At 61.6% G+C, this 11002-nt stretch carries 9 protein-coding genes; 8 read left to right on the top strand and 1 reads right to left on the bottom strand.

Going from position 1 to position 11002, the window contains the following annotated elements:
- Positions 1–265 precede the first annotated feature (265 nt).
- The 4 genes from A3840_RS17990 (at position 266) to A3840_RS17975 (ending at position 6634) form a co-directional block, all read left to right on the top strand.
- Positions 266–1696: an aldehyde dehydrogenase family protein gene (locus A3840_RS17990; RefSeq protein WP_067460294.1), complete on the top strand. Its 1431-nt coding sequence runs from the start codon at positions 266–268 to the stop codon at positions 1694–1696.
- Between the two features lie 53 nt (positions 1697–1749).
- Entirely contained in the window at positions 1750–3495 is a 1746-nt protein-coding gene (locus A3840_RS17985) for a thiamine pyrophosphate-requiring protein (RefSeq protein ID WP_067460291.1), read from the top strand.
- A gap of 110 nt (positions 3496–3605) precedes the next feature.
- On the top strand, positions 3606–4607 hold the full coding sequence (locus A3840_RS17980) for a TAXI family TRAP transporter solute-binding subunit (RefSeq protein ID WP_131798378.1): 1002 nt from the start codon (positions 3606–3608) through the stop codon (positions 4605–4607).
- Between the two features lie 104 nt (positions 4608–4711).
- Entirely contained in the window at positions 4712–6634 is a 1923-nt protein-coding gene (locus A3840_RS17975) for a TRAP transporter permease (RefSeq protein WP_067460285.1), read from the top strand.
- A gap of 28 nt (positions 6635–6662) precedes the next feature.
- Here the strand turns inward: A3840_RS17975 and A3840_RS17970 are convergent, their stop codons facing one another.
- A complete protein-coding gene (locus A3840_RS17970; protein WP_165603223.1) occupies positions 6663–7586 on the bottom strand; it encodes a LysR family transcriptional regulator in 924 nt (307 codons plus the stop codon).
- A 214-nt stretch (positions 7587–7800) separates the two neighbouring features.
- Here A3840_RS17970 and A3840_RS17965 point away from each other — a divergent pair, with 214 nt between their 5' ends.
- From A3840_RS17965 to A3840_RS17950, 4 genes are all read left to right on the top strand, one after another.
- Positions 7801–8157, top strand: coding sequence for a Rieske (2Fe-2S) protein (locus A3840_RS17965; protein ID WP_067460279.1), 357 nt, complete (start codon positions 7801–7803; stop codon positions 8155–8157).
- Between the two features lie 66 nt (positions 8158–8223).
- The gene (locus A3840_RS17960; RefSeq protein WP_067460276.1) at positions 8224–9504 is read left to right on the top strand and encodes a Rieske 2Fe-2S domain-containing protein; all 1281 of its coding nucleotides are present in this window, start codon (positions 8224–8226) and stop codon (positions 9502–9504) included.
- A 39-nt stretch (positions 9505–9543) separates the two neighbouring features.
- Positions 9544–10413: an SDR family NAD(P)-dependent oxidoreductase gene (locus A3840_RS17955; RefSeq protein WP_205633411.1), complete on the top strand. Its 870-nt coding sequence runs from the start codon at positions 9544–9546 to the stop codon at positions 10411–10413.
- A gap of 64 nt (positions 10414–10477) precedes the next feature.
- A complete protein-coding gene (locus tag A3840_RS17950; RefSeq protein ID WP_067460272.1) occupies positions 10478–10933 on the top strand; it encodes a hypothetical protein in 456 nt (151 codons plus the stop codon).
- Positions 10934–11002: the final 69 nt, after the last annotated feature.

The following is an 11002-nucleotide window of genomic DNA, read 5'->3' as shown; positions in this document are numbered from 1 at the left end:
CTAGGAACCATAGCAACTGCTTCTTGCGGAGCGTTCCCATCCCATCCAAGGCTGCTGGGTCGCTTCACCGTGCAAACTCGTATGGGTTCTGCCTCAAGCGCCGCAAGTCATCGAGACGATAGGTACGCACCAGCCAGTAAATAAGAATAACTTATGACTGGTAACATCGGTAGCTCTTGGACACTTCTCCGGACATGCGCGATCCTCATCAAACTTGCCGGCAAAGCGGCAAGTCCACTTTCGTACTCGCGCCCCGGAAATTCTTATGGACGCACTCAATCACATCGGCGGACGGGACCTTGCAGACGAAAGTGGCCGTTGGCTAGAAAGTCTCGATCCCGCAACCGGAAAGGCTATTGGACGTTTCGCGCCCGGTTCGTCAGAGCTTGCAGAAGCGGCGGCGATAGCGGCATCAAAAGCCTTTTTCGGCACGGAGTGGGCGGCCAATCCACGTCTGCGCGAAAGTGTGCTACGTGGATTTGCGGACCGGATGGCGCAGGACAGCGACCAACTTACCGAACTGCTGTCATTAGAAACCGGTAAACTTAGGCACGAAGCAGCCGCTGAGATTGCCGCGGCAATTTCGGAGGCTCGCTTCTATGCGGGCCTAGCCAGGCTGCCTCAGGGGCGCAGCGCTGAAATAGTCCCGGGAACATTGTCTATTCTGTCCCGCGAGGCGGCCGGCGTCGTGGCGGTCATTGTGCCCTGGAACAGTCCAGTGACGCTTCTGGTGCGTTCCCTGGCACCGGCTCTGGCCGCAGGGTGCACGGTGGTGGTTAAGCCCGCTTCGCAAACTGCCGTCATCAACCGGCGCGTACTTGATCTCCTGCTGGAAGAGAGTCTTCTGCCGGCTGGCGTCGTCAACATCGTCAATGAACTTGGCAGCGTGGTGGGGCAAACATTGGTCGCCTCCCGCAACGTCCATGCGATCAGCTTTACTGGGTCGACACGCACGGGGGCCGCGATCATGGCCGCAGCAGCGCCTACAATGAAGCGGTTGTCGCTGGAGCTCGGCGGCAAGTCGCCGGCTATCGTATTCCCGGATGTCAACCTCGAGAAAGCGGCGGAGGAGCTAACCTTCGGAGCCCTCGCGGCAGCGGGGCAGTTCTGTATGGCGGCCAGCCGATTTCTAATCCACGAGCAGGTCGCTTGCGAGATGCAGTCGCTGCTCTCGCAACGCTTTCGGTCGCTCAGGGTCGGTCCTGCATCATCCGCCGACAGCCAGATGGGGCCTGTCATCGACGCCGACAACCACCGGCGTCTCCTGGGGCTGATGGCAGCAGCGCCCGAACAGGGCGAAGTGCTGGTAGCCGGCACGACCAAAGGGGGCGGCGGCCATTTCCTCACCCCCACCCTGGTCAAGATCGACGATACGCGCTCGAGCCTCGTGCAGAACGAGATTTTCGGTCCGATCATCACATTCGAAACGTTCAGCGACGAGAGCCAGGCGCTTGCCAAGGCCCATGCGACCGACTTCGGCTTGGCGGCCAGCGTCCATACGCTAGCGATCGATCGGGCTCACCGGGTAGCGCGCAAGCTGCGGGCCGGAACGGTGTGGATCAACTGCCATCGCCGGCAATTCGCGGAGGCTGAAGTGGGTGGCTTCGGGCAGAGCGGATTGGGCCGCCTGCACGGCGCCGAGGCCCTCGCGGACTTCATGGAGACCAAGCACATTCATCTCCAGCACTCGAATTGATGGCCTTTGCAACCAGCGCCGGCTTGCGCCGAGCGGCTCCTGGGGGGGGGTAAATGAATAAATCATTAACGGTATCGTCCGGACAAACCACGCTGAGTAAGGTTACCGTTGCTGAAGCATTGCTGCACCTTTTGGCCGATCGCGGCATAACACATTTCTATGCCAATGCTGGGACCGACTTCGCTCCCCTGATCGAGGCCTTCGCTAAGGGTGCCAAGAATGGTGCCAACCTGCCGCGCCCCATTCTTGTGCCGCACGAGAATGTCGCCGTTTCTATGGCCATGGGTCATGCCCTAGTGGGCGGAGGCCCGCAAGCCGTAATGGTGCATGTCAATGTCGGCACGGCCAATGCGCTGTGCGGGCTGCTCAATGCCCACAGGGGCCGCGTGCCCATGCTCTTTATGGCGGGCAGGACTCCGATACACGAGGAAGGACGTGCGGGCGCGCGGTCGAGCTTCGTCCACTGGCCCCAGGAAATGTTCGATCAAGCCGGGATGGTTCGCGAGGCGGTGAAATGGGATTATGAGCTGCGCGACGGCGCCCAGTTAGAAACGGTAATCGACAGGGCACTGACCGTAGCCTCGAGTTCGCCCGCAGGACCGGCCTATCTCACGCTGCCGCGCGAGGTTCTGGCAACGACGCTCGACAGCTTTGCCTATCAGCCGGGGCGAAGCCGGCAATCGGCAAGCCGGACACCGGCGGCGGCAGAGGCTGACGTGGCAGAGTTGGCTGAGGCGCTGCGCGCGGCACGCGATCCGTTGATCGTCACCAGCAGCCTCGGTCGCAATGCGGGGGCAGTAAACGCCCTGTCCCGGCTGGCCCTGGAACAGGCCATAGCCGTAGTTTCCTACAATCCCCGATTTATGGAACTTCCCAGCAATCACCCCATGAACATGGGCCAGGACGTTTCAGCGGCGCTGGAAAGAAGCGACCTCGTGATCGTGGTAGAGGCCGTCGTCCCCTGGATGCCGGGTGAAACGCGGCCGCCGGTCCATGCGAAGGTGGTGCATATAGGCGAGGACCCATTGTTCACCAGCCTGCCAGTGCGCAGCTTTCCCTGCGACCTCGCGATCACCGCGGATCCGGCTCTGGCGTTGACCCAACTGGCGGACGTGCTGGCGTCCGATCCGGCTAGTCCCGACCTGATAGCCCATCGTCACAGGCAGGTCGGCGAGCGGCGCGCCGCGCTTCTGGCTCGGCGCCAAGCAGCCTGGCGGGCCGTGGAAAACAGCAGCGCCATCACCCCGCTTCACATCAGCCGGGCTATTGATACCGTCAAGGGCGACGCGCTCGTCTTTAAGGAATCCGGCCTCAGGTTGGACCAGATGCATTTCAACGAGCCCGGGACGATGTTCTTTTCAGGCGCGGCGGGCGGGCTCGGCTGGAGCCTGGGGGCGGCGCTCGGCGCCAAATTGGCCGCGCCCGAGAGGACCGTCATTTCCACGGTTGGGGATGGGTCATACATGTTCGGCACGCCCCTTGCCGCTCACTACGTGGCTGCCGAGCAGCAACTGCCGGTGCTTTTCGTGGTGTTCAACAATGGGGGCTGGCATGCCGTCCGGCGCTCGACCAGAGGCATGTATGCCGATGGGCATGCCGCCGAGGCCGGCCACAGCAGCAACGAGCCCCTGACCGACTTCGGCGTAGGCATGAACTACGAGAAGATGATGGACGTGGTCGGCGGACACGGGGAGAAATTAGAGCGTCCCGAAGAACTTGCGCCGGCGCTGTCGCGCGCTATGGAGATCATGAAGACTGAGAAAAGGCAAGTTCTGCTCAACGTTGTTTGCACGACGTGATCGGCCCAGCCATTACATCTACTTTTGGCTTGCAGCAGGAAAATGCTCTGGTGAAGGACCAGAGGCGGGCCGATCATCAACAAAAGCATAGTTCCTTGGAGGAGGATAAAATGAAGCTGTTCAAGTCATGTCTCGTTGGGGTTGCCGCTGCTGCCTTGGTTGCCGGCTTGGCCGTGCCGAGCGTCGCACAAGAGGCGATCCGTATCGGTACCGCCAGCGTCGGCAGCACATTCTACATCGTGGCCAATGGCCTTGGCAGCCTCGTTTACAAGCATGCCGGCATAAACGCCTCGGTGGAGCCCGTCGGCGGCTCGCATGCTAATATCTTCGGCCTCAATGCCGGCACGGTGGACTATGCCATCACCAATTCGGGCGCCTCGTATGAAGCTTTCTCGGGCGAGCCGCCCTTCGAGGCACCGGCCAACATCTACCTGGTCGCCCAGGGTGACGTCAGCCTGCGCTACGTGCTGGTGCGGCGCGACGCCAACATTACTTCGGCCGATGCCCTGAGCGGGCACGTCATGGTGGGACAACGTCCCGCCATGCCAGAGATCGGCAGCATTTCGTCGGCCCTCATCGAACTGGCCGGCCTCGGTAGCAGCGATGTCAACGTAGTTTCCACCGCCGAAACCAACGAGGCTGAGCAGCAATTGCGGCTAGGAACCGTGCAAGCCGCCATCCTGCCCGGCGGACCCAATGTGCCCTCCGTGGTTCAGCTGTTCCGCGACGGCATCGTCGACCATCTCTACCTGACCGAGGAGCAGGTCGCCGCCATGGAGGAGGTCCTGCCGCCATACCTGTTCACCTATGAACTGCCGACGGGTCACTTTGAAGGGCAGGAACAGGACGCCACGATCTTTGGACTCAAGACCTATTTCGTTGCCGGTCCCAATACTAGCGAAGAGCAGGTCTACCAGGTGACCAAGGCGCTATTCGACAACTATGACGAGTTTGCCGCCTTCCATTCCTCTGCCAAGGAATGGACGATCGAAAATTCGCTGAGCGATCCCATTATTCCGTTTCACCCCGGGGCGGTGCGATATTTCCAAGAGGCCGGAGTCTGGACGCCCGAGCTCGAAGCGCGTCAGGCCGAACTGCTGGCATCGCGCTGAGCGGAGCCTGAGGAGCCGGCACAAGTCGGCTCCTCTTCGCGCTGGTCCAAACCTCAATTTGTCCCCGAGATCTCTCGATCACCTTCAGCACCGAAGGACGCCCCATGAATATTCCTGCCCTGTTTTCAACCCTTATTATTGGCTACCACCTGATCATGGTAGGCAATGTGCCGGCATCGTTCGGCCTTTTCGTCCCTACGCGCGTGCACGCTGCCGTTAGCCTGACCATGGCCTGCATCGTGATTTTCCTGACAGTGCGGGCTTGGAAAAACGCCCATGCGGCACCCAAGGACGACCTCGACTCCATTGACGTCGCTGCGTCCAGCCGAATGCCTTTTTACGACTGGCTGCTGATCGGCGCCGTCGTACTGGCTTGCGGCTATATCGTGTTCTTCAGGGCAAACTTCGATCGCTACGCGATGTTTGGTGCCTTGGACATGCAGGGCATGATACTGGCGCTGCTTCTAGGGGTAGCGCTCCTTGAGGCCGTGCGGCGCACCAGCGGTATAGCGTTGCCGCTGATCATCATGTTCTTCGTCGCCATTACAATTTTCCAGCAGTTCCTGCCGGGCGTGCTCTACGGGGTCGGTTATCCACCCGGCCGCATCCTTTATTCCGCCTATGTCGGGGAGGCTGGCTTCTTCGGCCAGCCTCTGCGAGTCGCTGTCAGCATCATCCTAGTTTACATCCTGTTCGGCTCTGTGATGCAGGTTACCGGCGCGGGACAATGGGTGATCGATCTGGCAATGGCGTTGACCGGCCGCAGCCGGGGCGGTCCGGCAAAGGCCTCGGTGCTGGCCAGCGCCATGTTCGGATCGATTTCCGGTTCGCCCTCCAGCAATGTCGCCACAACCGGCGTCTTCACGATCCCGCTGATGAAATCGGTTGGCTACACGCCGGCTTTTGCCGGCGCGACTGAGGCAGTGGCGTCCACGGGCGGGCAGATCTTGCCGCCAGTCATGGGCGCCATCGCTTTCGTGATGGCGGACTGGATCGGCGTGCCATATTCGCAGGTCGTTATGGCCGCCCTGCTACCCGCCATCCTCTACTACCTTGTGATCTTCGCGTCGGTTCATTTCCAGGCCCATAAGCAAGGTGTGCGTACCCTTTCGACCTCGGAGCTGCCGCAAGCGGGGAAGATATTCGTCGAGGGCTGGCGGTTCCTGCTGCCGATCGTGTGCCTGCTGTTCTTCCTGTTCATTGTACCCTACCCACCCGAAATTGCCGGCATTTTTGCCACCTTGACGGCAGTTGCCGCGAGCTTCCTCACCCGTAACCGCAGCCAGTGGTTCACGCTAGGAAAGCTGCTTACCTCCTGCCATCAGACCGTGTTGCGCTGGGTCGGTATCGTGGCCATCACAGCGGCTGTGGGCCTGATGGTCGGGTCGCTCGAGTTGTCCGGCGTCGGCATCAAGCTGTCGGCCTTCCTGCTCGAAGTGTCGAACGGCAACCTGGTCGCGACGCTGGTTCTGGTGGGATTGGCCAGTCTCTTCCTCGGCATGGGCCTAGATGCCATTCCCGCCTACCTAACCCTTGCCACGCTGATGGCGCCGGCCCTTATCCAACTTGGCGTGCCGGACATCGCTGCGCATCTATTCGTGGTGTATTGGGGCCTGGCCTCCTTTTTCACGCCACCCATGTGCCTGGCCGTGTTCGTGTCGCTGCCGCTCAGTGGGGCCAAGATGTGGGAGACCGGCTGGGAAGCGGTGCGTCTCGGGATCGCAGCCTTCCTCATCCCTTACGCGTTCGTGCTAGAGCCAGCGCTACTGATGCGCGGGGAGGTGCCGGAAATCGTCCTCGCCTTCACGACGGCCGCCATCGGTTCGGTAGGCCTAGCGGCGGCCATTCGCGGCTACGCGGCTACCCCGCTCGACCCGCTATCAAGGATGACCCTGGCAGCAGCCTCGATCATGCTGATCGCCCCGGGGGTGATCCTGCCAATCATCGGCTTTGCGGTCGGCGTGATCGTGGTGGTGGGTAATTACCTGCTCCAGCGCCGCCGGCACTCTTTCCCGACCGGCGCCTGACAGGTGGAAGCCGGCTTCGGCCGGCTTCCTACGGCACGGGCCGCCAATGCAATTCGCCCTTGGCGATCTCGGCGGCGATCAGCGGCCGAACCAGGCCGAACAGCGCATTGACGGTCAGCGCCGGCATCTTGCGGTCAAACACCAGCGACATGGTCCGCGAGAGGGTAGGGGCGATCAGGGGCCGTCCGTTGATCTGGCCGCTCCTGATGTCGCCCATGAGCAGACCATAGGGCGAAATGGTGCAGTGATTGTAGCGCAGCAGGAATTCCCGCTTGAGGCCTATCAGGTCCAGTTCGATCATCCCCGGAAGGGTGATGCCCACTTCCGCAGCGGCCGTTTCGATCATTTCCCGGAGCCGGTTGGGCCGGGGACTCAGCACCAGGCGAACGTCCCTGAGGATGTGAAACTCCACCGGATCGGTACCATCGCCAACGGCGGCAGGCGGTCCGACGAGGCACAGGTCCTCGGTATAGAGAGGGGCGATGGTCACGGCGGGATTGGGTACCGGATCGTAGCAGAATGCTGCTTCCAGCTCATGGGAGCAGACCTTCTTGTAGAGCTCGTCGGAAACACCCTCCTGGAAGGTCACCTTGAGCTCGGCCTCCGGGCGGCCGGTGGCATAGACGATTTCGGCCAGAATGGTGCGTCCAACCGTGGGCGTCACCCCCAACCGCACGGACCTGGACTGCTGGTCACGGAACTGCAGCACCGAGCGTTCTGCTTCGTCGACAATTTCAAGGATACGCTCGGCATGGCCGAGATAGACCCGTCCGGCATCGGTAACCTGCACGCCGCGTGAGTGTCGTTGCAGCAGGGGGATGCCCAGCCGGTCCTCGAGCAGCTTCACCTGCAATCCGACAGCCGGCTGCGACACATGCAGGTTTTCTGCAGCCGCGGTGAAGCTGCCGGTGCGGGCCACCGATACAAAATACTGAATCTGACGCAAAGACATGATTGTGCTGGGCCTTTCCCCTCGGGGCTTGTCCAGGACTAGACAGGGCTGGGGCGACTTGCTGGGACCGCCCATGACGTCAACCTATAAGGAAAACAAATACCATGCCACAACATTCGGTATTTGCTCCGAACGGCCACCGACACGCACACTGCCCGCAACAACGAAGGATCGTCCGGGCTCCCGGCCCGCAGGCGAACTGAGGAGTGCGGCTATGAGCAGACTATTTTTGTGCGACGTGACCGAGATCGCGCCGGGCACGCCGACCAAGATCGAGGTCGAGGATCTGGTGCTTGCGGTGTTCAAGATCGAAGATGCCATCTATGCCATCGATGATCAGTGCACCCATGGCCCCGGCTCGCTGTCGGAAGGCGAACTAGACGGCCACTATATCGAATGCGACTTCCACCAAGGCGGCTTCGACGTGCGCACTGGCGAGCCGGTGGTGCCGCCCTGCATGATCCCGATCCGCACCTATGAGGTCACCGTCGAGAATGGCCAGGTCTTCATAGACCGCGAGCGTCCCGCCGTAGCCTGCGCCAACAAGCTGGGTGTCGAGGCGCACGCCTGAGAGCCGATGCCTTCGCCGTGCGGGGCCGCGCGGTCAATCAATCAAGAATCATGTGGAGTTGAGAATATGGCCACACAGGAACAAAACGATCTGCTGACCCAGACGGGCCCCGGCACCAAGATGGGTGCGCTGCTGCGCCGGTTCTGGATACCGATCCTGCTGTCGGAGGAACTGCCCGAGCCGGATTGCCCGCCAGTGCGTGTCAAGGTGCTGTCGGAGCGACTGCTGGCCTTCCGCGACACTTCAGGAAACCTGGGGCTGATCGATGAGTTCTGTGCTCATCGCGGTGTTTCGCTGTGGTTCGCGCGCAACGAAGAGGGCGGCATTCGCTGTCCCTATCACGGCTGGAAGTACAACACGAAGGGCGAGTGCCTGGAGGTTCCGTCCGAGCCGGCGGAAAGCGGCTTCTGCCAGCGCATACGCCTCACGGCCTACCCGCTAGTTGAAAAAGGCGGCGTTATCTGGGCCTATATGGGCCCACCCGAGGAGCAACCTGAATTTCCGGGTTTCGAATGGCTCGATTTACCGGCCAGCCATGTCTACATTTCCAAGCGCTGGCAGGAGAGCAACTATCTGCAGGCTATGGAGGGCGGCATCGATTCGGCGCACGTCTCGTTCCTGCATTCGGGCGAACTGCACACCGACAAGTTGCACGCCGGTACCAAGGGTGCCCAGTACCAGCGCGACCGCATGCCCAAATTCGAGGTGGTCGATTCGTCGGGAGGCCTGTTTATCGGCGCACGCCGCAATGGCGGCGAGAACGAGTACTACTGGCGGGTCACGCAGTGGATTATGCCCTGGTACACGATGGTGCCGCCTTATGGCGACAATGCGCTCAACGGACATGCCTGGGTGCCGATCGACGATGGCAACAACTTCGCCTGGACCTTCACCTATCACCCGACGCGGCCCCTAACCGAGGAAGAGGTGCAGACGATGAAGGCGGGTGGCGGTATCCACACCAACCTCATCCCGGGGACGTTCCACCCGGTGCTCAACATGCGGAACGACTATGGCATGGACCGTCAGGCCCAGAAGGAAGGCCTCTATTACAGCGGCATCCCGGGCATCGCCATGCAGGACGCCTCGCTGCAGGAAAGCATGGGGCCAATTCAAGATCGGACCAAGGAAAACCTGACCTCCACCGACAATGCCATCATCATGGCACGCCAGCGTTTGCGCAAGGCGGCCATCGGGCTCGAGCAGGGCAAGGTGCCAGCCGGCCTCAAGGCCGATGCACACAAGGTGCGTTCCGCCTCGTTCGTCCTGCCGGTCGGAGATGCCTTCCAGGAGAAGATGATCGACGCGCTAACGGCGCTCCCCGGCGTCCACCATACATCGATCTAAGCGCCCTGCGCCGCAACGCTGGGTCGCTTATTGAAAGGAATGACCATGGATCCGAGGACACTGGCAGGAGCAACTGCCGAGGCTGCTGCGCTGGATTCGAGGGCCGCCGGCGCTCGCCGGTTGCAGAACAAGGTCTGCATTGTAACCGGCGCTGGACAGGGGATCGGCCGCGCAACGGCCCGACGCTTCGGCGCTGAGGGTGGCAAGGTTGTCGTGGCCGAACGAATCGAGGAAACCGGGCGCGAAACGCTGGAGCAACTTCAGTCCGCCGGGGTGGAGGCGATGCTCTGCCTCTCCGATGTCAGCACCTTCGCCGGGGCAAGCGAACTTGTCTCAAAAACGGTTGAGCGTTTCGGACGCCTCGACGTCATGGCCAATGTCGTGGGCGGCACTATCTGGTGGCAGCCTCTGCATCTGTATAGCGAGGAGCAGATCCTTCAGGAGCTGGAGCGCTCGCTCCACACCACCCTGTGGTGTTGCCGTGCAGCCTTGGCGGTCATGGTAGAGCAGCAGTCCGGATCGATCGTGAACGTCAGTTCAAGCGTGACCAAGGGTGGGTTTTTCCGTGCCCCTTACGCGGCATCGAAGGGGGGTGTCGAGGCGCTTACGCGCGTCCTGGGCGCCGAGTATGGGAAATACGGCATCCGCGTGAACGCGGTGGCCCCTGGCAGCACCGAGATACCGGACCGCCGCACGTCGCGACTGACACTGCGCCCCGGCATCGAGGCGGAGCCGGCCACGGATACCGAGAAGTACTACAAGCAGATGCTCGAAATGCGCATGGATGGCTCCCCGGGACTGGGACGTAGGAGCCAGCCCGATGAGCAGGCTGCCGCCATAGCCTTTCTTGCCAGTGAAGATGCCTCCTACGTCACCGGACATGTAATCGATGCAAGCGGGGGGTGCTGATGGAGGGTGTATCAGCGACCGGTGGTATAAAGCGGACGGACCCGATTTCTTGCACGGTGAACCCATGGAACTCCTGAGCTCTCTTGCGGCGGCCAATCCCGCCCATCGTATTCAAAAGCCGAATTCAGAGCCGCGCCGCGTCGGCATCTTCGGTCTAGGCCCGGGCGGTGCGGCGCTGGTCGACCGCGCGCTGCAAGCCGGTGTCGCGACGGAGGTCATGACCCTTGACGCCGTGGAGCCCCAGAGTGGTATCTACCGGCGCCCTGCCAGCATGCCAGACCTGAACGCCGTGGTGGTCGTCGCAAGACCTGAGGATGACACGACCGACGCTCGACGCATCTATGCCTGGGCCGGGATGATCGGCATCCTCGTCAGCACAGTTGTGGTTTCGGAAGACGACGGCGTGATTGCGGGCGGGCCGAACGTCCATACGCTGCGCACCAGCAGCGATTTGCTGGCCATGACGACAGACGACTCCTACCTGCCCACGATGCTGCAATGGATTGGCAGTTCCAATTGATCGGATAGCCTGTCGTAAAGATCCAGAGGGACCTAGGTCCTGTTGACAAAGTATGGCATCCATATCCTT

The sequence above is a fragment of the Devosia elaeis genome (assembly GCF_001650025.1).
Classification (GTDB): domain Bacteria; phylum Pseudomonadota; class Alphaproteobacteria; order Rhizobiales; family Devosiaceae; genus Devosia; species Devosia elaeis.
Note: the sequence above shows the minus strand (reverse complement) of the source record. Positions and strands in the feature narration are given on the sequence as shown.

Coding starts and splice junctions, on each gene's coding strand:
- A3840_RS17990 (WP_067460294.1), top strand. CDS start 266: ATGGACGCACTCAATCACATCGGCGGACGGGACCTTGCAGACGAAAGT.
- A3840_RS17985 (WP_067460291.1), top strand. CDS start 1,750: ATGAATAAATCATTAACGGTATCGTCCGGACAAACCACGCTGAGTAAG.
- A3840_RS17980 (WP_131798378.1), top strand. CDS start 3,606: ATGAAGCTGTTCAAGTCATGTCTCGTTGGGGTTGCCGCTGCTGCCTTG.
- A3840_RS17975 (WP_067460285.1), top strand. CDS start 4,712: ATGAATATTCCTGCCCTGTTTTCAACCCTTATTATTGGCTACCACCTG.
- A3840_RS17970 (WP_165603223.1), bottom strand. CDS start 7,586: ATGTCTTTGCGTCAGATTCAGTATTTTGTATCGGTGGCCCGCACCGGC.
- A3840_RS17965 (WP_067460279.1), top strand. CDS start 7,801: ATGAGCAGACTATTTTTGTGCGACGTGACCGAGATCGCGCCGGGCACG.
- A3840_RS17960 (WP_067460276.1), top strand. CDS start 8,224: ATGGCCACACAGGAACAAAACGATCTGCTGACCCAGACGGGCCCCGGC.
- A3840_RS17955 (WP_205633411.1), top strand. CDS start 9,544: ATGACCATGGATCCGAGGACACTGGCAGGAGCAACTGCCGAGGCTGCT.
- A3840_RS17950 (WP_067460272.1), top strand. CDS start 10,478: ATGGAACTCCTGAGCTCTCTTGCGGCGGCCAATCCCGCCCATCGTATT.